The organism is Streptomyces sp. DH-12 (assembly GCF_002899455.1).
Lineage (GTDB): Bacteria > Actinomycetota > Actinomycetes > Streptomycetales > Streptomycetaceae > Streptomyces.
Window position 1 is genome coordinate 5305110 of record NZ_PPFB01000001.1, and the last position, 20819, is coordinate 5325928.

Genomic DNA, 20819 nt, shown 5'->3' on the forward strand with positions numbered 1-20819 from the left:
CGCAGGGGGAATTGCGGTTTTCCGCAGTGTGTGCCCCGGCTCGGCCCGGCTAGTCTCGCGATCATGCGAGTCATGGCGCGGCGTGTGGTGCGGTGCGCGGTGGGCCTGATGTGGGGGGCCGCCGCGGCCGTCCTCGAGCTGCTCGGCACGGTCCTGGCCGGCCTGCCCCTCCTGCTCGTCGTGGCCTGGCCGCGGGCCCGCCGCGCCGTGCTCCGCCCGGTCCTCGCGTGCGCGCGGAAAGTGACGGAGCTGGAGCGGGCCCGGCTGCGGGTCTGGCTCCGGGTCCACACCTCTCCCGTGTACGAGGACACGCGGGCGCTGCAGTATCTGGCCTGTCGCTGGGCCCTCGGCGTGCTGGGCGCGGTGGTGATGCTCTCGGCGGCGGTCGGCCTCGGCTACGGCACGTCCTGGATGTACCTGTGGCTGCTGGTCGACGACGTGCGGAACACCGGAGCGGTCGTCTCCACGTCCCTCGCCGGCCTCTTCCTGCTCTTCCTGACCGTGCAGGGGATACTCGCCGTGGCCGAGCTGGAGGGGAAGCTGGCCCGCCGCATGCTCGGGCCGCGCCACCAGGAGGAGCTGGAGCGGCGCATCGCCGAGCTGTCCGCGAGCCGCGCGGCCGTGGTCGACGCGGTGAACGACGAGCGGCGCCGTATCGAGCGGGACCTGCACGACGGGGTGCAGCAGCGCCTGGTCGCGCTCGGCATGCTGCTGGGCCGCGCCCTGCGCAGCCAGGACCCTGAGCACGCGGACCGGCTGCTGCGCCAGGCGCACGAGGAGAGCCGGCAGGCCCTGGACGACCTCCGGGAAGTGGCCTGGCGGATCTACCCCACCACCCTGGACGAGGCGGGACTGCGGGCGGCGCTGGAGACGGTCGCCGAGCGGGCGTCGGTCCCGGTGCGGGTGGAGTACGGGCTGAGCAGGGAGCCGGCGCGGGCGGTGGCGACCGTCGTCTACTTCGTGGTCTGCGAGGCCGTCACCAACGCGGTGAAGCACGCGGTGCCGAGCCGGATAGTCGTCGCGGTCGGATCGGAGGAGGGAGCGTTGCGGGTGAGTGTCGAGGACGACGGCCGGGGCGGGGCGAACGCGTCGGGCAGCGGCCTGTTCGGGCTGGCCCGGCGGGTGGCCGCGCTGGACGGGCGCCTGGAGGTGCGCAGCCCGCCGGGCGGGCCGACGCTGGTGACCGCGGAGCTGCCGTGCGCGTGATCCTGGCCGAGGACTCCACCCTGCTGCGGGAGGGCCTGGTGCGGCTGCTGGCGGAGGAGGGGCACGAGGTGCTCGCCGCCGTCGGCGACGCGGACCGGCTGCTGGAGGCGGTCGCCGCCACCCCGCCGGACGTGGTGGTCGCCGATGTGCGGATGCCGCCGACCCACACCGACGAGGGACTGCGCGCGGCCCTGGAGATCCGCCGCAGCCGCCCCGAGGTGGGGGTGCTGGTGCTCTCCCAGTACGTGGAGAAGCGGTACGCGACGGAGCTGATGACGGAAGAGTCGGAAGGGGTGGGCTATCTGCTCAAGGACCGGGTCGTCCAGGTCGACGAGTTCCTGGACGCGCTGGAGCGGGTGGCCGCCGGACGCGCCGCCTTCGACCCGGAGGTCGTCCGGCAGTTGCTCGGCCGCACCACCCACGTCGACCCGCTGGCCCGGCTCAGTGCACGGGAGCGCGCGGTGCTGGCCGAGATGGCGCAGGGGCACACCAACGCGGCCATCGCACGACGGCTGCACATCTCGCAGAGCGCGGTGGAGAAGCACACCAACGCGATCTTCGACAAGCTCGAGCTGGCGGGCGGAGGGGAGGGCTACTCCCGCAGGGTGCTGGCGGTCCTCCGCTACCTGGGCAGCTGACCCGCCGGGCCCGGCGGCACGGTGTCAGCCGCAGCAGCCACCGCCGCAGCAGCCTCCGCCCCCGCCGCCCGCGCGGGGGGCCGGAGCCGCCGCGGAGGTGGTGCCGCCGACGGCGACCGTGGAGAGGAGCTTGACCGTGTCGTCGTGACCCGCCGGGCAGGCCGCGGGAGCGGAGGACTCCGCCATCGGACGGCTCAGTTCGAACGTGTCGCCGCAGGTGCGGCAGCGGAATTCGTAGCGAGGCATGGGCACAGGTTAACCGGACCGGTGAGGAGGTGGCCGGTCAGTTGGCGCCTGCGCCCCGCTCCTCCCGGATCTGGGCCACCACACGGCTCGCGGTCTCCCGGACCGCCTCGGTCTCGGTGAGGAACTGCCAGTAGTCGGGGTGGCGGCCCTCCAGCCCGGCGACGGCGCGTTCCAGCCGGGCCACGGCGTCGTCGAGCGGGCGGGCGTGGCGTGGGTCGGGGGTGTTGCGGCCGGCCATGGCGAGCCGCTGGGCGTCCCGGATGGCGAACCGGGTGCGGTCGATCTCCTGCTCGGGGTCCTTCTGCACGGCGTTCAGCCGGCGCAGGCGGTCCCCGGCGGCGGACACGGCCTCGTCGGTGGTGTTCAGCAGGGCCCGCGCGGTGGACAGCAGGGCGGTGGCGTCGGGCCAGCGCTGTTCCTCGCGGGCGGCCCGGGCCTCGGCGAGCCGGGCCTCCGCCTGCCGCACGGTGCGCTCGGCGAACTCGGGCACGCCCTGGAGGTCCTGCCAGCAGGCGACGGTGAAGCGCCGGCGCAGTTCGCTCAGCACGGGTTCGACCTGCTCGGAGCGGGTGGTGAGGGCCTGGGCGCGGGTGCGCAGGGAGACCAGACGGCGGTCGATCTCGGCGGCTCGCTCCGGCAGCCGCTCGGCCTCCACGCGGATCGCCTCGGCCTCGCGGGTGACGCGCGCGGCCCGGTCCAGGGTGGCGGGCACGCCGTGCTGCCCGGCGCCCTGGTTCAGCTTGGTCAGGTCGGGGGAGAGGGCGGCCAGCCGGGCGGCGAGGTCGTCGGCCTTCAGCCCGGAGCCGCGGGTGGCGTCGAGGGCCTGGGAAGCGGCGAGCAGTGCCTGCCGGGCGCGTTCGACGGCGGGCGCGAGCCGGGCGAGCTGGGTCTCGGCCTTGTCGAGCAGCGGGCCGAGCCCGTCGGCGAACCGGTCCAGGTCCTGCTTGACCCGTCCCAGCTCGTCCTTGGCGGCGTCCAGGTCGGCGCGCGCCCGGGAGGCCGTCGAGGCGTCCAGGTCGTCGCGGTCGAGGTCGTGGGCGTCGACGGCGCTGATGTAGCGGTGGCTGGCTTCGTCGATGCGCCGGCCGAGCGCGGCGAAGTCCTCGACGGCCCGGCGCGCGGCGGGCGAGTCGTCGACGGCGGTGATCGTCTCGATGGAGATCCGCAGGTCGCGCTGGGCGGTGTCGAGTTCGTAGAAGGCGGCGGCCGCGGCGTCCTTGGCGGCCTGCGCCTCGGCGCGCTGGTTCTCCGCGCGCCCGCCGAACCAGCGCCGGGTGCCGCCCCCGGCGAACGCGGCGGGCAGCACCAGCGCCGCGACCAGCGGAAGGACCGCAAGGGCGAGCGCGTCACGCAGGGGTCCGGGGGTGCGGCGGGCACGCCGTCCCGCCGGTTCGGGAAGGGATCGGCGCATGCGAGGCACGCGCGGCTCCGACGGCGAGTACGGCTGTGCTGGTGTCGCCGTCACATCCCTCTCCCGTACTGTCGTTCGCCCTGCCCGTTGTCATTCTCCCACCGGTACAGGACGAACACACGGGTCCGTCAGTTCGCCGTACGCACGGTGAGTTCGCCGTCGCCGGTGCGGGCGGCCACCACATGGGCGCTGGAGTCGTCGCGCGGTACGGACACGTCCTCGGCCCCGTCGCCGGTCGAGGTGTCCACGCGGTAGGCGCCCCGCGGCAGCTCGATGGTCGTCGAACCGTCGCCGCTGCGGGACTCCACCCGGTCGGGCAGGGCGGTGAGGACGAGGTGCACGGAGCCGTCGCCGCTGTGGGCGCGCACGGTGCGGGAGGAGACCTCGGCGCGCACCGGTCCGTCGCCGCTGCGCAGCTCCAGCGGGCCGCTGGTGTCCGTGACGCGGACCGGGCCGTCCTTGGTGCGGATGGTCAGCGTGTCGCGGAAGCCGCCGGCCCGGACGCTGCCGTCGTCGCTCTCGACGGTGACGCCGACGCCGCGCGGCACCTCGATGCGGTGCTTGGTGGAGCAGTCGGCGACGACGCCGGAGCACTTCTCGCGCAGCACCAGCCGGTCGCCGTCCATGGACCAGGTGACCTCCGGGTCGGAGCCGAGGGCGACGGTGCCCCGGAACCAGCGGGTGACCGCGATCTCGTCCGCCGGCTGCTTGTCGGAGGCGACGATCTCCAGGGCGGATTCGTCGGAGTCGATGGTCAGACTCGCCCCGGTCAGCTCGAAGGTGCGGTGGTCGGGCTCGTCGTCGGCCGCCGACGCCCCGCAGGCGCTCAGCGCCGCGCCGAGCACCACGGCGGCCCCGGCGAGCGCGAGGCCACGCGCCCGTACGGTGCCGAGGACGCCGGAGGCGCGGGCGGACGCGGCGGTGCGGGCGGACGCGGCGGTGCGGGCGGTGACGGGCATGACGGGCTCCCCCTGGGCATACGGCTGACGGGCGAACGGCCGCGCGGTGCGGCGGCGTCGGACGTCCTCGACCGTACGGAGGCGGGGGCCGCGGGGGGATCCGGCCGACCGGCGGATCCGGGGTGGGGATATCCCCCCGGGCCGGGGCGTACGGGGTTTGCGGGACCGTGACCCCGGCCATGTAGGCTGTCCACTCGACCCGGGCGGCGAGCACGGGCGAGGGTGCGTAGCTCAGGGGTAGAGCGCCTGCCTTACAAGCAGGATGTCGGCGGTTCGAAACCGTCCGCGCCCACACATGACAGGGGCCCCCGGAGCATCTCCGGGGGCCCCTGTGCCGTCGGGGAGCCACGGCGGCTCCCCGGGGGCTACGGCGACTGCCCCTCGTCCGGGCTCCCCTGGACGTGCTTCAGCGCGGAGCGGGCCTGCACGCGGTCGGTGCCGGTGACCTCGGACCAGTAGCGGTGGGTGCTGACGAACACCGCGAGCTCGTGTTCGCGGCGCCGGAGCTTCTCGACCTCGGCCTGCTCGTCCTCGGTCCAGCCGGGCGAGGCGGGGCGCTCGATCTTGCGCCAGCCGTGGTCGTCGCTGAACCCGTCGAGGGGTTCGACCGACCAGGGGAGCCGCTTCAGCAGGGCCGACAACTCGGCCCGGACCTGATGCAGTTCCTCCTGACCGGCGAGGAGGTCACTCGGAAAGTCATAGGTCGCAGCCACGGCCCAATGATACGCCTGTTCGAATATGGGTGGCGAGTTGTGCAAGGGTCTTCACTTCGTGGCCCCGGACGGCGGAAGGCGCGAGACTGGGGTCATGTGCCGGAGTATCAAGACCCTGCGTCCGCCCGTGCTCCCCGAGGAGGCCACGGAGGAGGACATCCGCGCCGCCGCCCTGCAGTACGTGCGGAAGGTGTCCGGCTTCCGGGCGCCGGCCGCCCACAACCGCGAGGTGTTCGACCGCGCGGTCGAGGCGATCGCCGAGGCCACGGCCGAACTGCTGGAGGACCTGGAGGTCCGGGGCGCCCCGGCCCGCCGGGCGGCGAACCGAGCGGCGTCACCCGGTCGCTGAGCCGCCGTCACCCTGCCCTCGGGGCTACCGCGCCTCCGACGCCTGCGGCTTGCGCATCAGGTAGCCCGCGCCCGCGCCCGCCGCGAACAGGGCGCCCACGGACACCGCCGTGGCCAGCCAGGTGGCGCCGAGCCACTGGCCGCCCACGTAGCCGAGGGCGACGCTGTAGCCGGCCCAGGACAGGCCCGCCAGGGCGGACCAGGGCAGGAAGTCGCGGGCGCGGCGGCGGGCGGCGCCGGCGCCGAGCGAGACCACCGAGCGGCCGGCCGGCGCGAACCGCGCGAGGACGACGAGACCGCCGCCGCCCCGGGCCAGCGCCGCGCCGAGGCGTTCCTGCGCGCCCCGCAGCCGGCTGGAGCGGGCGAGGGCCCGGTCCAGCCGGGCGCCGCCGCGCCAGGCGAGGCGGTAGGCGACCAGGTCGCCGAGGACGGAGGCGGTGGCGGCGCAGAGCGTCAGCATCAGGATGTCGGGCACGTAGGCGGCGGTGCTCGCGGCCGCCGCGGTGGCCGCGGCGATCACCAGCACCCCGCTGGGCAGCACCGGAAGGAACACGTCGAGCAGGACCGACAGGGCCACCACCGCGTAGATCCACGGGCTGCCGACCAGTGACCCGACACTCTCCACTCGCACTCCCCGTACGCCCCCGTGGGCCCGTGCCTGCCGCGCTGTCGCGGCGGAGGCGGCAGGAGTGGCAGGAGAAGCCGATGACAGCCATACAGCGTACGCGCGGCAAGTGACAGAAAGGTCACGGGGGGTTCGCGCGCCCGCCGCCCGCAGTTCGCGCGCCCGCCGCCCGCCGGCGTCCCGCGCCCGCACGCCGAGGCGCCCGCGCACAAGGCGTCCGCACACCAAGGCGCCCCCCGCGCGGGGTGCGGCGGGGGGCGTCCGGTGCGACTCGGTGGTCCCGTTGGGGAGGCGGGCGCCGTGGGGAGGCGTCGGCGGTCGTGCGGGTGGGTGAGGTGATGCGGTGCGGTCAGGCGGCCACAGGGGCCTGCTCCGCCGGCCGCCCGTGCCGCGCGGAGGCACGCCGGGCGAGCAGGCGGTCCAGGCCGAAGGCGCCGGACCCGGTGAAGATCAGCAGGAACATGGCCCAGCAGTACATGGCCGCGCCCTCGCCGTGGTTCTCGATCGGCCAGAGGGCCTCGGGCTGGTGCACCTTGAAGTACGCGTACGCCATCGCGCCGGACGATATGAAGGCGGCGGCCCGGGTGGCGAGGCCGAGCAGGACGAGCCCGCCGCCGACGAGTTCGATCACGGCGGCGTACCAGCCCGGCCAGGCGCCGGTCTCGACGGTGCCGCCGCTGCCGTCCATGCCGCCGAACAGGCCGAGCAGGGACACGGCGCCGTGGCAGGCGAAGAGCAGGCCGACGACCATGCGGAACAGGCCCAGGGCATAGGGCTGGGCGCTGGTGAGGCGTCCGTTCATGGGGGGTCTCCTTCGGTCAGGCCGGCCCCCGGACGAGGCCGGGTCCTGGGGCGGAACCGAGTCGGAATCCCACGTTAGGTGCGCCTAAATCTTGCTTGCAAGTTCAACATTTGGCCACGGCTTCGGCCCCTTTTGCTCCCCTCCCGTACGCCCCCGCCGCACGTCACCGCGCGCCCCGCCGCGCCTCCTTGATCGGCGGAATGACCGGAACCGCCCCCCGTTGCACAGCGGACTCACAGGTGTCCGCGGGTCTCAGCGGCTCAACCGCCGTTCCATCACGCGCCGCAGCCGCACCCCGGCCTGCTCCTGCTGGGCGTGCTCCAGCCGCAGCACCGCCGTACGCCCCCGGGTGGCCAGCGTCATGAGCTGGTTGCCGAACCACGGCCCGCCCGTCCTGCGCCAGTGGACCGGCGGCCGTCCCAGACCGCCGTGCCGCGCGAACACCCGCCCCAGCCCCCGGGCGGCGGCGCTCCAGCCGAAGCGGAAGCCCATCCGCATCGAGGCGGGGATGGAGTTGTGGACCGGGGAGCAGGTCAGCTGCACCACCCGTGCCCGCGGCTCCGCGCGCCCCGGCCACTGCGGCTCGGCGACATAGGCGTGGTGGACGTCCCCGGACAGCACGCACACCGTGGCGGGCGCGTCCGGGCCGCTGCCCGCGTCGGCGAGCAGCTCCGCCAGCTCGCCGAACGAGTCCGGGAACGCCGACCAGTGCTCCAGGTCCGCCGCGCGCCGCAGCTTCTCCCCGAGCCGCGCCCAGCGCGGGCCCTTGTCGCCCCGGCACAGCACGGAGCTCCACACCTCGACGTCGTGCACCAGGTGGGGGAGCAGCCAGGGCAGCGACGTGCCGACGAGCAGGTGGTCGTAGGAGCCGCGGCCGTCGAAGACCTGGGAGCGCAGCCAGTCGGCCTCGCCCGGGTCGAGCATCGAGCGCCGCCCCTCCTCGAGCACCCGGGCCGCGCGGCTGTCCACCATGACCAGCCGCACCCGGCCGAAGTCGCGCCGGTAGCTCCAGCGCACGGCCGTCGCGTCGGCCTCCGCCTCGGCGGCGAAGTCACGCAGCGCGGCGGTGCCGTCGGGCCCCTCCCGCACGGCCGCGTGGACGGGGTCGGCGTCGGCGTCGGCGGGGGAGAGGTTGCCCAGGTGCTGGTACACCCAGTACGACATCAGTCCGCTGAGCACCCGCTCCCGCCACCACGACGTGGCGCGCATGTCCTCGACCCAGGAGGCGGAGGTGTTCCAGTCGTCGATCACGTCGTGGTCGTCGAAGATCATGCAGGTGGGGACGGTGGACAGCAGCCAGCGCACCTGCGGGTCGAGCCAGGACTCGTAATAGAGGTGGGTGTACTCCTCGTAGTCCGCCACCTGGCTGCCGGGCGGCTCGCTCAGGTCGCGGCGCGCGGCGAGCCACTCCCTGGTGGCCTCGGAGGTCTCGTCGGCGTACACCTGGTCGCCGAGCAGCAGCAGGACGTCGGGCCGCTCGCCCTCGGGGTCGGCGGCGATGCGCTTGGCGAGGGCGTCCAGGGCGTCGGGCCCCACCGGGTCGGGCTCGCCGGTGGGCGGCGAGGCCCAGCGGCAGGAACCGAAGGAGATGCGCGCCCGGTCGTCGGAGGCGGGGGTGCGGATCACCGAGGGCGGGAGCGACGGGAACGGCTCCTGGGCGGAGGGCCACACGCGCTCGCCGTCGACGACGACCTCGTACGGGGTGGCCGTGCCCGGGGCGAGGCCGGTGACCCGGACCAGCGCGTAGTGGTGGCCGCACACCTGGAAGGTGCCGGAGGCCCCGCCCGCGCCGTCCGGGCAGCGCACCTCGACGGTGCCCGGTCCCTCCGTCTCCGCCCAGACGGTCGCGGACGACCCGTCGACGTACCTCAGCAGCGGTCCGAGCCGCAGTCCGGCCATGATGACCCCTTCCTCCGTAGCCCCGTACGGTACGCAGCGACGGAGGCCACCGGGGAGATCGGCGCACCCGGCGGCTCGGACCGCGCTGCCTCAGCAGTTGTTGAGGTACCCCTGGAGGGCGGACTTCTCGGCCGAGTCGACGGCCAGGTCGTAGTGGTACTTCACCTGGACCCACGCACGGACGTACGTGCAGCGGTAGGCCGTGCGGGACGGCATCCAGGTGGCGGGGTCCTGGTCGCCCTTGGCCTGGTTGACGTTGTCGGTGACGGCGAGGAGCTGCGGGCGGGTCAGGTCGTTGGCGAAGGCCTGGCGCCGGGCGGTGGTCCAGGAGCCCGCGCCGGAGTCCCAGGCCTCGGCGAGCGGCACCAGGTGGTCGATGTCCACGTCGGACGCGGCGGACCAGGTGGCGCCGTCGTACGGGGAGTACCAGCTGCCGCTGGTGGCGGCGCAGGCGGAGTCGGTGACGACGTTCGAGCCGTCGCGCTTGAGGACCGTCTCGCGGGTGTTGCAGCTGCCGCTGATCGTGACCCAGTGCGGGAACAGGTCGCGGTCGTAGCCGGTGCGGCTCTCGGTGCGCACGGGGAGGGTGGCGAGGTAGCCGCGCGCGGTGGCGGCGCTCACCGGGGTGGGGAGGGCGGCGGAGGCGGCCGGGGCGTTGAACAGCCCGGCGGAGGCTATGAGTCCGGTGAGCGCCGCGGCTATGCTGAGCCGTCGACGCGCGTAGAGCTTCGACATGCGAACTCCCTTGAGGGATGCGGGCGTTGGCGTGCGTGCGGGGGAATGCTCGCGGCGCCGTGTTGCCGGGAGGCGAGGGTCCGGTAAGAAGCTAATGACGCGCTCATGACACGTCTACGGTTCGGTGTGAAGTTTCCGCGCACGGCGGTGTGCGCGGCCGGGTCCGGCGCCCGTCTCCCGGGTCCGGGCGGACCTCGCGTACGATGGACGGCGCAGAAGGGGAGTAGCCCTGTGCCGGACCGTCGACATACTGCTCAGCCCGCCTGAGCCGGCGCCCGGAGGCAGACCCGTGAGGGTCCTGCCGGCGAGACCTTCGGCAAGCAGTGCACGCTCGCGCCGTACGGCACGGGCGTCGAAGTGTGCTGCCGTGCCGAGGCGTCTTGCGCGCAAGCTCATCACTCTCGGCGGGGCGGCCCCGACCGATCGAGGAACCGTTGATCAGCCTGACCGTGACGGCCGTCGTCTTCGGCGTCGTCTTCCTGGCCGAACTGCCCGACAAGACCGCGCTCGCCGGCCTCGTCCTCGGCACCCGCTACCGCGCCTCCTACGTCTTCGCCGGCGTCGCCGCCGCCTTCGCGGTGCACGTCGCGCTGGCCGTGGCGGCGGGCAGCGTGCTGACCCTGCTGCCGCAGCAGCTCGTGCACGCGCTCACGGGTGTGCTCTTCCTCGCCGGCGCGGCGATGCTGCTGCTCAAGAAGGACGAGGGCGAGGAGGAGGTCCGCAAGCCGGAGGACCAGTCCTTCTGGAAGGTCGCCGGGGCCGGGTTCATGCTCATCCTGGTCGCCGAGTTCGGCGACCTGACACAGATCATGACGGCCAACCTCGCCGCCCGCTACGACGACCCGCTCTCCGTGGGCCTGGGGGCCGTGCTGGCGCTGTGGGCGGTGGCCGGTCTCGGCATCGTCGGCGGCAAGGCGCTGATGAAGCGGGTGCCGCTGAAGCTGATCACGCGGATCGCGGCGCTGCTCATGCTGGGCCTGGGCGTGTGGAGCCTGTGGGAGGCGGTCGCCGGGTGACCGGGGGCCGTCCCGTCGGTGAACACCCCGTGGGGGTGGTGGCGGGACGTGGGGTACGTTTTGTACCGTGGATGAACAAAGTGGCTCCCGCCCGCTTCCCCTGACCGGCGGGCGGGGCCGCTCTGTCCCGCAGGGAATCCGTCCCCACGGTCCGCACGGGATCCGTGTCCCCACGGTCCCGTACCCCCCGCCTTGGAGCAGCCGATGACGGCCACCACCGCCGTACTCCCCGCCCGCGCCCTCCTGCTGGACATGGACGGCACCCTCGTCAACTCCGACGCCTCGGTCGAGCGCATCTGGCGCCGTTGGGCCGAGCGCCACGGGCTGGACGGCGACGAGGTCATGAAGGTGGTGCACGGCCGGCAGGGGTACGCCTCCATGGCCCTGCTGCTGCCGGACCGGCCCATGGAGCAGAACCACGCGGAGAACGCCCGGCTGCTCGCGGAGGAGACCGCGGACACCGAGGGCGTCGTCGCGATACCGGGCGCCCGCGCGTTCCTCGCCTCCCTCCACGGGCTGCCGCACGCGCTCGTCACGTCGGCGGACGTCGCCCTGTCCACGGCGCGGATGGCCGCCGCCGGGCTCGAACAGCCCGCGGTGCGGATCACCGCCGAGTCGGTCGGCGCGAGCAAGCCCGACCCGGAGGGCTTCCTGAAGGGCGCGGCGGAGCTGGGCGTCGACCCGGCCGACTGCGTCGTCTTCGAGGACTCCGGCGCGGGGATCGCCGCGGGGCGCGCCGCCGGGATGCGGGTGGTCGGCATCGGCCCGCGGGCCGGCTTCCACCAGCCGGACGTCGTCGTCCGGGACCTGACCCAGGTGCGGGTCGAGCGCACGCCGGAGGGGACGATCCGGCTGCACATCTCCGCGTGAGGGGCGACCGGCTCCGGTGACGCGGTCCCGTCAGGGCGCCTGGGTCTCCGTCTCCAGGCGGCTGCGGGTCTGCGGGCCGTACACACCCAGTTCCTCGGTGATGCCGCGGGACCACTGGTAGTGGCGCACGCCTTCCTCCACCCGGTGGCTGTACCGGCCGTCGAGGTCGCCGTGGTACAGCCACAACTGGCGCAGACGCTGCTGGAGTTCGACGACCCCCGGTCCCCGGTCGCCGCGCCGCAGCACGGGGGCGGCGCCGACCGGCTCCTCCGGCTCCGGGGCCGCCGCGGGCGCGGAGGACGCGGCGCCGGCCGACGGGGTCGCCGACGGCTCGGCGGACGCGGACGGGCTCGGCGCGGAACTGGACGCCGAGGGCGACGGGGACCCGGACGCGCTCGCACTCGCGCTCGCGGACGGGGAGCCCGACGCGGACGCGGACGCGGTGGGGGAGGCGGACGAGGCGTCGGGGGACGGCTCCGCCGAGGGGGCCGCGGACGACGCGTCCGGCACGCTCGCCCTGATGTCGTCCGGGGCGGCGGTGTTCCGCGACGGCGTGTCGTACGAGAACAGCCCGCTCGCCCAGCCCGCCGCGCCCAGGACGGCCACGGCCGCGCCGGCCGCCGCGATCAGCGCGCCGCGCCTGCGGCGGTCGCGCGGCGCGGTGGCGTCGGGCCGGGGGACCGCCGTTTCCGCGGGCACCGCCGCTTCCGCGGGCACCGCGCGGAGCGGACGCGTGGCGTCGTCGAAGAGGCCCAGATCGTCGGCGTTCGGCCGTGCGGTGCCGGGGGCGAGGGGCGTGGGCAGCACGGACGTGCGGTCGTCGGCGCCGGGGGCGACGGTCTTCCGCACGGCCGTGGCGTCGTCGAGTCCGGGGGCGGCCGCCGGGGCGGGGGCGCCGGGCGCGGCTGCGGCGCCGGACTCCTCGGCGTCGGGCGCCGCGCCGGCGGGGCGGACGGCGCGCAGCGTCATGGTGGCGTCGGGGGCCTCCGGGCCGGCGGATTCCGCCGGCGCCCGCCGTCCGCCGGGCGCGCCGGCGCCGGCCCGGTCGGCGGCGCCGGGTGCCGCGTCGGCGTGGCCGCCGGTGCGCGCGGCCCCCGCGCGGGGTGCTCCGGTACGGGGCGTCGCCCCGGCGCCGGCGGCATCCCCCGCTCCGGCTCCCCCCGCTCCGGACGCGGCCGCGGAGCCGGGCGCTGCCCTGCCGGTCCCCGCGACGTCGGGGCGTACGGCCTCCGGGGCCGTGGTGGCGTCGGGCGCTCCCGCGCCCCCGCTCACGGGTGTCCGGGAGGCCTCGGGCGCCTCGGGGGCGGGCGGCGCGCCCGGTTCCGTCGCCTGGGGCGACCCGTCCGGCGTAGTGCTGCCCGGGCGGCCGTTCAGGTCGACGTAGGGGCGTATCCGCAGGGGGTCGAAGTCCTCCGCCGCGGCCGCCTCCGCCGTGCGGGCGTCGCGGAGGGCGTCGGAGGCGCGTCGGGTGCAGCCGCACGACGGAGTGTTGTCGGTGTTCCTGGGCGCACCGCATTCCGGGCACGGGTGCCCGTCCGGCTGGTCCACGTGTCGTCCCTCCCCTCGCGAACTCCAGAGATTATGCAGATCATCTTCACACTCGCGTCCGCGCGCCCCCGGAATCAGAACTTCCGGTAGGACTCAACAGGCCATATGCGGTCACTCCGATCACGATGGAGGGTGGAACGAGAACCTCTGGAGGTCTGCATGGCCGGGGACGCGCACCGTTCGGCGTCGGACACGGGATCCGCACGACCCGCACGGCCCGCACCGCCGGACGGTTCGACGGGGACGGGCGGCGCCGGCGAGGACCAGGTGTCCGGCAGCGTCCTGCTGTCGATCGGCGCGCTGCTGCTCGGCCTGCTGCTGGCCGCCCTCGACCAGACGATCGTCTCCACCGCCCTGCCGACCATCGTCAGTGAGCTGGGCGGCCTGGAGCACCTGTCCTGGGTGGTCACCGCCTACCTGCTGGCGTCCACGGCCGCGACCCCGCTGTGGGGCAAGCTCGGCGACCAGTACGGCCGCAAGCGTCTCTTCCAGACCGCCATCGTCATCTTCCTGGTCGGGTCCGTGCTGTGCGGGGTGGCGCAGGACATGCCCCAGCTGATCGGGTTCCGCGCGCTGCAGGGCCTCGGCGGCGGCGGACTGATCGTGCTGTCGATGGCGATCGTCGGCGACCTGGTGCCGCCCCGCGAACGCGGCCGCTACCAGGGCCTGTTCGGGGCGGTGTTCGGCGCGACGAGCGTGCTCGGGCCGCTGCTCGGCGGGCTGTTCACCCAGCATCTGAGCTGGCGCTGGGTGTTCTACATCAACGTGCCCGTCGGGATCGTCGCGCTCGCCGTCATCGCCGCCGTGCTGCACATCCCCCGCCGGTCGGCCAAGCACGTGATCGACTACCTGGGCACCTTCCTCATCGCCTCCGTCGCCACCTGTCTGGTGCTGGTCGCCTCCCTCGGCGGAACCACCTGGGCCTGGGCGTCGCCGCAGATCATCGGACTCGCGGTGCTGGGCGCCGTGCTGATCGTCGCCTTCGTGGCGGCGGAGCGCCGGGCCGCCGAACCGGTGCTGCCGCTCAAGCTGTTCCGCGTGCGGACCTTCACCCTGTCCGCCGTGATCAGCTTCATCGTCGGCTTCGCGATGTTCGGCGCGCTGACCTATCTGCCGACCTTCCTCCAGGTGGTCCACGGCATCAGCCCGACCCTGTCCGGGGTGCACATGCTGCCGATGGTGGCGGGCATGCTGCTGTCCTCCACCGGCTCCGGGCAGATCGTCAGCCGCACCGGCCGCTGGAAGGTGTTCCCGATCGCGGGCACCGCCGTCACCGCCGTCGGACTGCTGCTGCTCCACCAGCTCGACACGCAGAGCTCCACCGCGGTGATGAGCGCGTTCTTCTTCGTCTTCGGCCTCGGCCTCGGCCTGGTCATGCAGGTCCTGGTGCTGATCGTGCAGAACGCCGTCCCCTACGAGGACCTCGGCGTCGCCACCTCCGGGGCGACCTTCTTCCGGTCCATCGGCGCCTCGTTCGGCGTCGCCGTGTTCGGCGCGATCTTCACGGGCCGGCTCGACGACCAGCTCACCGCCGCCTTCCGCGGCGCGGATCTGCCGCCCGGCGTCTCGCCCGGGACGCTGGAGGCCGACCCGCGCGGCATCGGCGCGCTGCCGCCCGCCCTGCGCCCCGCCGCGCTGGACGCCTACTCCACGGCCATCACCGACGTCTTCCTGTACGCCGTGCCGATCGCGCTGCTGGGCTTCGCGCTGGCCTGGTTCCTCAAGGAGGACCCGCTGCGCGCCTCGGTCACCGCGCCCGACGCCTCCGAGACCCTGGCCCCGAACCCGGTGGAGCGCTCCTCGCACGACGAGGTGTGCCGCGCGCTGTCGGTGCTCGCCACCCGCGAGGGGCGCCGGGAGATCTACCGGAGGATCACCGACCGCGCGGGCTACGACCTGCTGCCCGCGTCGAGCTGGCTGCTGCTGCGGATGCGCCGCCACGGCTCGGTGGAACCGGCCCGGCTCGCCGAGCGCAACCCCGTCCCGCTGGACGTCGTCCTGGAGGCGTCGCGGCAGGTCGAGAGCCGGCACCTCGCCGTGCGCCGGGGCGTGGACATGGTGCTCACCGACGAGGGCCGCGAGGTGAGCGAACGGCTGGCACGGGCGCGCGAGGAGTCGCTGGCCGAGCTGCTGGGCGACTGGTGGGGGGCGGACCGCCCGACCGACCTGGTGCAGCTCGTGCACGAGCTCAACGACGAGCTGTGCGGCTCCCGTGAGGAACGCCCCCGGGGCGCCCGCGCGGTGACCCCGGCGCGCTGAGGACCGCCTGCCCGCCCGGGCTCAGGCGAGCCGCTTGGCGAACCAGTGCTCGGCGTACGGTTCGTCGTTGTGCGGCTCGGTCTCCGTGTAGCCGAGGCGGGCGTACAGGGCGCGGGCCTCGACCAGGTCGCCGCGGGTGTCCAGGATCATCCGGCGGGCGCCGCGGGCCCGCGCCGCCTCCTCGGCGGCCCGCACCAGCAGCGCCGCACCGCCCCGGCCGCGCATCCGCTCCTGCAGGAACACCCGGGTCAGCTCGGCGGCCGTGCCGTCCGGTGACAGCCGGATCCCGGCGCTGCCCGCCGGCGCGCCCGCGTACCGCGCGATCAGCAGCAGCCCGCGCGGCGGGACGAGGTCGGCGCCCGACGCGGCGGCGATCTCCCGCTCCAGCTCGTCCGGGTCGGTCCGGCGCCCCTCGTGCCGCAGATACCAGCGGTCGCTGACCTCCGTGCAGTACGCCCGCCAGAGCGCGAGGGCGGCGGGCGAGTCGGGGCGTTCCGGGGCGACGGTCCAGGTCATGGCGGCATTGTCGGTCCCCGACAGGACGTCCGCGCGAGCGGGTCGGGGCGGCGGGGGACGCCGGTGGCGGGGGCGGGCCTCTGCGCCGTGCAGTTTGTGCGCGGTGCATCGGGCAACCCGATGGGCGAACCGGCTCGCGAGGAGTGCCGGTTGGGACGAGAACCCCCGGAAGGCATCATGTCCACTGGCCTGATCATTGCGTTGATCGTGATTGTCGCGGTCGTTGTCGCCGTCGCGGTCGTCCTGACCCTGCGCGCACGCGGCCCGCGGCACGGAGCGAACCTCAAGCGGCGCTTCGGTCCCGAGTACGAGCGTGCCGTCGCACGGCACGACGGGGACACCAGGGCCGCCGAGCGGGAGCTGGCCGAGCGCGTGGAGCGCCACGGCTCCCTCCAGGTACGGCCGCTGGAGCCGGCCGAGCGTGAGCGCTACGAGGCGCGCTGGACGGCCGCGCAGGAGCGGTTCGTCGACGCTCCGCGCGAGGCGGTCGTCGAGGCGGACCGGCTGATCGCCGAACTCGCCGGCACGCGCGGCTTCCCCGCCGGCGAGCAGTACGAGGAGCAGGTCGCCGCGCTGTCCGTGCACCACGCCCACCACGTCGAGGGCTACCGCCGCGTGCACCGCGTCGCGCGGGCCCACCCGGACGGCGCGCACGACGGCAGCGCCGGCACGGAGGAGATGCGCGAGGCGATGGTCGAGGCGCGGGCGCTGTTCGAGGAACTGGTCCGGCCGTCGCGGCAGGACGGCGCACGCCGTGCCGCCGCCCCCGCCGCCCACCGCGGCGGGCAGCGCACCCCGTCGCTGCTGCACCGCCGCCAGGCGAAGGAGAGCTGATCGTCATGCCCGACGCACCCCGTCACACCCAGGACACCTGGATCCCCCGGGGTCCGGGGGCCGCCCCGGACGCCCCGGCCACCGGCCCCGCTTCCGCGGACCCCGGCCACGAGGCGGCCACGCCCGACCGCAAGACGGACGCCGCCCGTACGGGGGACACCTCCCCGAGCCGTGGGGGCGCGGACTCCACCGCCGGCCTCGGCGGCACGGACGCCCCGCACGGCACGGACACCTTCCCGGGAGGCACGGACACCGCTCACCGTCCCGGCGGCACGGAGACCGGTTCCGCCGGGTCCCGGAGCCCGCTGGTCGCCGCCCACCCGCAGACCGGCGCCGGCACGCACGGCACCGCACCCGGCACGACCGGCCGCACCGCCGTGCCCGGACCGGACGGCACCGGCGCCCACACGCCCGGCGCCGGACCGGACGGCACCGGCGACCACGGCTCCGCGCCCGGCGCGAAGGGAGGGGCCGGGCACACCGGTCACCACGGCCCCGACGCCCGTCTGCTCCCCGACGACACCTGTGACCGTCTCTCCGCGCGGCTGCGGCAGGCCGTGGCCGGGTTCGTGGACCGGCCGCGGGACGCCGTCGAGGAGGCGGACCTCGTCCTGCACGAGCTCACCGAGCGGCTGACCGACGCGCTCACCGAGCGCCGCCGTGCCCTCGCGCAGAACTGGCGGACGCCCGCCCAGGGCGACCCGAAGGACGGTTCCGCGCCGGCCGCCGACACCGAGCAACTGCGGCTCGCGCTGCGGGACTACCGCGAACTGGCGGAGCGCCTGCTAGCCGTCTGAGCCGTCCCGCCCGCCCTGTCCGTCCGACGCCGCCCGGCGCTCCCGCCACCGGCGTACGACGTCCTCGACGTCGTACGGCTTCTTGCCCAGCGGGGGGCCGGGCGGCGGCTTGAACATCATGTCGCTGATCTTCGCGTTGATCTCCGCGAGGATCTTCCGCACGATCCGCTCGGAGGGCGCCGCGAGCGCCGCCTCCAGCGCGTCCTCGGCCTCCTTGCGCAGGGCCAGCGTCGGCGGCAGCACCGACATGCCCTCGCGGGCCATCTTCCGCTTCACCCACCACAGTTCGTCGTAGGCGCTCTCGACCTCGCGCGGCAGCGGTCTGCCCGCGCCCTCGAGCCGTTCGAACTCCCCGCGCGCGTCGGCGTCACGGATCTGCTTGTCGACCCAGCTCTCGAAGTCGACGCCGGGTGGCTTCCGCTCGGTCATGAGGCCATTGTGCCGGACGCGGTACGGCCGGGCGTTTTATCATGCGGCGGCGGGCAGCCGATCCGGCCGCTCCGGCCCCCAGGACCTCTCAGGAGGAGCGCACGTGCTCGAACTCACCATGGCCGCGGTGTCCGCGGCGGAAGCGGGCGCGACGGCCGGGATGCTCATGGCCGACGCGCCCAGCGAGCCGGGCACGGTGCTGCGGGTGGGCCGGGACACGTCCCTGTGCCGGCTGACGACGCCCGACGACTGGCTGTTCGTGTCCCGCGTGCACCTGGAGTTCCGGTGCGCGCAGGACGGCGGCTGGCACCTGACCTGGCTGCGCGGCTCGCTGCCGGAGCCGTCGTCCGAGGTGCGGCTGACCGTCGGGGAGCACGCCCGGCCGGTCGCGTACGGCGGGACCGTGCCGCTGCCCCGGGGCGGCAGCGGGGAGATCGTGATCCAGGACCGCGCCGCCCCGCGCAGCGTCAACGTGGGCTTCTACCACGAGGTGTGAGCCGCGGGGCGCGGGCCGCCCGCCCGCTCAGCCCACCACGCGCGCCAGCGCGAAGCCGTCGTACTCCTTGGCGCCGACCGTCTGCAGCGCCGTGGCGCTGAGCCGCGGGTGGCTGCCGAACAGGTCCAGGGCGGCGCGGGTGCCCACCACGTCCGGGTCGGTGTTCGCGGGGTCGGCGACCCGGCCGCCGCGCACCACGTTGTCGAGGACGATCAGGCTGCCCGCGGCCGTCAGCCGCAGCGCCCACTCGACGTAGTGCGGGTTGTTCGCCTTGTCGGCGTCGATGAACACCAGGTCGAACGGCGGCGGGTGCTCGTCCGCGAGCTTCGGCAGCGACTCCAGCGCCGGACCGACCCGCACCTCGACCCGCTCGGCGAGACCGGCGCGGGCGATGTTGCGGAGCGCGACCTCGGCGTGCCGGGGGGCGTGCTCCAGGGTCACCAGCCGTCCGTCGGCGGGCAGGGCGCGGCCCAGCCAGATGGTGCTGTAACCGCCGAGCGTGCCGATCTCCAGGACGCGCCGGGCGCCCTGGAGCTGGGCGAGGAGCTGGAGCAGCTTGCCCTGGAGCGGGGAGACGGCGATGGGCGGGAGACCGGCGGCGTCGCTGTCGCGCAGCGCCGCCGCCAGGGCCTCGTCCGGGTCGTCGCCCAGGAGCCGCCCGGTGAGGTAGTCGTCCACCGCGTTCCAGGTCCGCGCCTCGCTCATGCGGGTGTGCCTTCCGTCGGGCCGCCCGGTCCCGCCCGACCGGATCGGCTGTCGAAGATACGGGGTGCGGCGCCGGGCCGTCAGACCTTTTCCGGGTGTGTCCCGGGCTCGAGCGACGGCGGCGAGCCGGGCAGCGGGCGGCCCGCCGACTCGGCCATGCGCCACACCGCGAACCCGCCGATCACGGCGGCCGCCATCATGTAGTAGGCGGGCATCATCACGTCGCCGGTCGCGCCGATCAGGGCGGTGACCACCAGCGGGGTGGTGCCGCCGAACAGGGACACCGAGACGTTGAAGCCGATGGACAGCGAGCCGTAGCGGACCCGGGTGGGGAACAGCGCGGGCAGCGCGGACGGCATCGCGGCGGTGAAACAGACCAGCAGCAGGCCGAGCGCGCCCAGGCCGGCGGCGACCGCGAGCAGTCCGCCGTCGCGGATCAGCAGCAGCGCGGGCACGGACAGCACGAGGAACCCGGCGCAGCCGGCCGCGATCACCGGGCGGCGGCCCACCCGGTCGGTCAGCGCGCCTGCGAACGGCTGGACGGCCATCATCAGCACCATCACGCCGAGCACGACGACCAGGCCGTGCGTGGTGTCGTAGCCCAGCTCGCCGGTGAGGTAGCTCGGCATGTACGACAGCAGCATGTAGTCGGTGACGTTGAAGACCAGCACCAGGCCGACGCACAGCAGCAGCGCGCGCCACTGGCCGGTGATCATCTCGCGCAGCGGCACCTTCGGGCGCTCGGTCCCGGACTTGGCGGCCTCGGCGGCGAAGGCGGGGGTCTCCTCCAGCCGCATGCGCAGGTAGAGGCCGATGACGCCCATCGGTCCGGCGATCAGGAACGGAATGCGCCAGCCCCAGGAGAGCAGGGCGTCCGTGGACAGCAGCGCGGTCATCAGCGTCACCAGGCTCGCGCCGCCGACGTACCCGGCGAGCGTGCCGAACTCCAGCCAGCTGCCGAGGAAGCCGCGCCGTTTGTCGGGGGCGTACTCGGCGATGAAGGTGGAGGCGCCCGCGTACTCGCCGCCGGTAGAGAAGCCCTGCACCAGGCGGGCCGCCAGCAGCAGGATCGGGGCGCCCACGCCGATCGCGGCGTAGGAGGGGATCAGGCCGATGGCGAAGGTGCCCGCGGCCATCATGATCATCGTGAGGGCGAGGACCTTCTGCCGGCCCACGCGGTCGCCGAGCGGGCCGAAGACCATGCCGCCGAGCGGGCGGACCAGGAAGGCCGCGGCGAAGGCGCCGAACGTGGAGAGCAGCTGGGCGGTGGCGTCGCCCGAGGGGAAGAAGACCTTGCCCAGGGTGACGGCGATGTAGCTGTAGACGCCGAAGTCGAACCATTCCATCGCGTTGCCGAGCGCGGCCGCCTTCACGGCACGCCTGACGAGCGCGGGGTCGGTGACCGTCGGGGGACCGGCGGAGGGGTCGGACGCCTGTGCCGTGCCGGGGGTGACGGAGCGGGGGGCGACGGGAGCAGTCGACAAGACTTCGCTCGCCTGCCTTTCGTCGGGGACGGGGACGGGTCCGCGCGGCGGCGTTGTCGGGCGGGCCGAAGCCAGTGACGATAGGCGGCGTTTCCCCCGTTACGTACCGTACGGAGATAGATGCATATTGCATGGAAATGTGCTGTGTCCAGGCACGTCGCGGCCACCGGGGCCGCCGTTCCGCATGGCCGGTTGTGATGCTTCTCGCGTCCCGCCGGGGCAACCTCGTCCCCCTCGGACTATCGTCATCCGGACAAAAGAGAGCGGGCCGTCAGGTGAAGCG

Annotated in this window: 22 protein-coding genes and 1 tRNA gene; 10 read left to right on the forward strand and 13 right to left on the reverse strand. The window is 74.7% G+C overall.

All coding sequences use genetic code 11. From position 1 onward, the window contains the following. The first annotated feature begins 63 nt into the window (after positions 1-63). Positions 64-1206 carry a sensor histidine kinase gene (locus tag C1708_RS22785; protein ID WP_198602569.1) on the forward strand — a complete coding sequence of 381 codons (1143 nt, stop codon included), beginning with the start codon at positions 64-66 and terminating at the stop codon, positions 1204-1206. Next, positions 1197-1844: a response regulator transcription factor gene (locus C1708_RS22790; protein WP_198602570.1), complete on the forward strand. Its 648-nt coding sequence runs from the start codon at positions 1197-1199 to the stop codon at positions 1842-1844. The genes C1708_RS22785 and C1708_RS22790 overlap by 10 nt, the downstream gene beginning before the upstream one ends. Positions 1845-1868: 24 nt before the next feature. Here C1708_RS22790 and C1708_RS22795 read toward each other — a convergent pair whose 3' ends face one another. From C1708_RS22795 to C1708_RS22805, 3 genes are all read right to left on the reverse strand, one after another. Continuing rightward, positions 1869-2090: an FmdB family zinc ribbon protein gene (locus C1708_RS22795; protein WP_106416442.1), complete on the reverse strand. Its 222-nt coding sequence runs from the start codon at positions 2088-2090 to the stop codon at positions 1869-1871. A 37-nt stretch (positions 2091-2127) separates the two neighbouring features. Then, positions 2128-3501, reverse strand: coding sequence for a hypothetical protein (locus C1708_RS22800; protein ID WP_106414412.1), 1374 nt, complete (start codon positions 3499-3501; stop codon positions 2128-2130). 128 nt (positions 3502-3629) lie between these two features. Then, a complete protein-coding gene (locus tag C1708_RS22805) occupies positions 3630-4460 on the reverse strand; it encodes a DUF4097 family beta strand repeat-containing protein (RefSeq protein ID WP_106414413.1) in 831 nt (276 codons plus the stop codon). A gap of 220 nt (positions 4461-4680) precedes the next feature. Between C1708_RS22805 and C1708_RS22810 the strand changes: the two genes are divergently transcribed. Further along, positions 4681-4752, forward strand: a tRNA-Val gene (locus tag C1708_RS22810). Positions 4753-4825: 73 nt separating this feature from the next. Here the strand turns inward: C1708_RS22810 and C1708_RS22815 are convergent. After that, positions 4826-5173, reverse strand: a complete 348-nt coding sequence (locus C1708_RS22815) for a DUF8825 domain-containing protein (RefSeq protein WP_106414414.1) — start codon at positions 5171-5173, stop codon at positions 4826-4828. Positions 5174-5267: 94 nt separating this feature from the next. Here C1708_RS22815 and C1708_RS22820 point away from each other — a divergent pair, with 94 nt between their 5' ends. Continuing rightward, positions 5268-5522: a DUF2277 domain-containing protein gene (locus C1708_RS22820; protein ID WP_106414415.1), complete on the forward strand. Its 255-nt coding sequence runs from the start codon at positions 5268-5270 to the stop codon at positions 5520-5522. 24 nt (positions 5523-5546) lie between these two features. On the opposite strand, the gene C1708_RS22825 is transcribed toward C1708_RS22820, so the two are convergent. The 4 genes from C1708_RS22825 to C1708_RS22840 form a co-directional block, all read right to left on the reverse strand. Then, positions 5547-6146: a DedA family protein gene (locus C1708_RS22825; protein ID WP_106414416.1), complete on the reverse strand. Its 600-nt coding sequence runs from the start codon at positions 6144-6146 to the stop codon at positions 5547-5549. 349 nt (positions 6147-6495) lie between these two features. Further along, complete coding sequence (locus C1708_RS22830) at positions 6496-6948, reverse strand: DoxX family protein (protein ID WP_106414417.1); 453 nt, start codon at positions 6946-6948, stop codon at positions 6496-6498. Between the two features lie 252 nt (positions 6949-7200). Then, positions 7201-8847, reverse strand: coding sequence for an alkaline phosphatase D family protein (locus C1708_RS22835; protein WP_106414418.1), 1647 nt, complete (start codon positions 8845-8847; stop codon positions 7201-7203). Positions 8848-8937: 90 nt separating this feature from the next. Beyond that, positions 8938-9582 (reverse strand): HNH endonuclease family protein, encoded by a 645-nt coding sequence (locus tag C1708_RS22840; RefSeq protein ID WP_106414419.1) that lies wholly within the window; start codon positions 9580-9582, stop codon positions 8938-8940. 434 nt (positions 9583-10016) lie between these two features. Between C1708_RS22840 and C1708_RS22845 the strand changes: the two genes are divergently transcribed. Together C1708_RS22845 and C1708_RS22850 are read left to right on the forward strand one after the other, a co-directional pair. Beyond that, positions 10017-10598, forward strand: a complete 582-nt coding sequence (locus C1708_RS22845) for a TMEM165/GDT1 family protein (RefSeq protein ID WP_106414420.1) — start codon at positions 10017-10019, stop codon at positions 10596-10598. A gap of 204 nt (positions 10599-10802) precedes the next feature. Further along, a complete protein-coding gene (locus C1708_RS22850; protein WP_106414421.1) occupies positions 10803-11468 on the forward strand; it encodes an HAD-IA family hydrolase in 666 nt (221 codons plus the stop codon). A 30-nt stretch (positions 11469-11498) separates the two neighbouring features. On the opposite strand, the gene C1708_RS22855 is transcribed toward C1708_RS22850, so the two are convergent. Continuing rightward, positions 11499-13016: a peptidoglycan-binding domain-containing protein gene (locus C1708_RS22855; protein WP_106414422.1), complete on the reverse strand. Its 1518-nt coding sequence runs from the start codon at positions 13014-13016 to the stop codon at positions 11499-11501. Between the two features lie 159 nt (positions 13017-13175). Here C1708_RS22855 and C1708_RS22860 point away from each other — a divergent pair, with 159 nt between their 5' ends. Further along, positions 13176-15275 (forward strand): MDR family MFS transporter, encoded by a 2100-nt coding sequence (locus C1708_RS22860; RefSeq protein WP_106414423.1) that lies wholly within the window; start codon positions 13176-13178, stop codon positions 15273-15275. Between the two features lie 21 nt (positions 15276-15296). On the opposite strand, the gene C1708_RS22865 is transcribed toward C1708_RS22860, so the two are convergent. Further along, the gene (locus C1708_RS22865; RefSeq protein ID WP_106414424.1) at positions 15297-15791 is read right to left on the reverse strand and encodes a GNAT family N-acetyltransferase; all 495 of its coding nucleotides are present in this window, start codon (positions 15789-15791) and stop codon (positions 15297-15299) included. A 177-nt stretch (positions 15792-15968) separates the two neighbouring features. Here C1708_RS22865 and C1708_RS22870 point away from each other — a divergent pair, with 177 nt between their 5' ends. Together C1708_RS22870 and C1708_RS22875 are read left to right on the forward strand one after the other, a co-directional pair. Then, on the forward strand, positions 15969-16625 hold the full coding sequence (locus tag C1708_RS22870; RefSeq protein ID WP_106414425.1) for a hypothetical protein: 657 nt from the start codon (positions 15969-15971) through the stop codon (positions 16623-16625). A gap of 5 nt (positions 16626-16630) precedes the next feature. Further along, entirely contained in the window at positions 16631-17422 is a 792-nt protein-coding gene (locus tag C1708_RS22875) for a hypothetical protein (protein WP_106414426.1), read from the forward strand. On the opposite strand, the gene C1708_RS22880 is transcribed toward C1708_RS22875, so the two are convergent. Next, positions 17411-17851, reverse strand: coding sequence for a DnaJ family domain-containing protein (locus C1708_RS22880; RefSeq protein WP_106414427.1), 441 nt, complete (start codon positions 17849-17851; stop codon positions 17411-17413). The two genes, C1708_RS22875 and C1708_RS22880, sit on opposite strands and share 12 nt — an antisense overlap. Before the next feature lie 103 nt (positions 17852-17954). Here C1708_RS22880 and C1708_RS22885 point away from each other — a divergent pair, with 103 nt between their 5' ends. Then, positions 17955-18347 (forward strand): FHA domain-containing protein, encoded by a 393-nt coding sequence (locus C1708_RS22885; protein ID WP_106414428.1) that lies wholly within the window; start codon positions 17955-17957, stop codon positions 18345-18347. Between the two features lie 27 nt (positions 18348-18374). Here C1708_RS22885 and C1708_RS22890 read toward each other — a convergent pair whose 3' ends face one another. Both C1708_RS22890 and C1708_RS22895 read right to left on the reverse strand, forming a co-directional pair. Next, complete coding sequence (locus C1708_RS22890) at positions 18375-19052, reverse strand: O-methyltransferase (protein WP_106414429.1); 678 nt, start codon at positions 19050-19052, stop codon at positions 18375-18377. A gap of 80 nt (positions 19053-19132) precedes the next feature. Then, positions 19133-20536, reverse strand: a complete 1404-nt coding sequence (locus C1708_RS22895) for an MFS transporter (RefSeq protein ID WP_106414430.1) — start codon at positions 20534-20536, stop codon at positions 19133-19135. Positions 20537-20819: the final 283 nt, after the last annotated feature.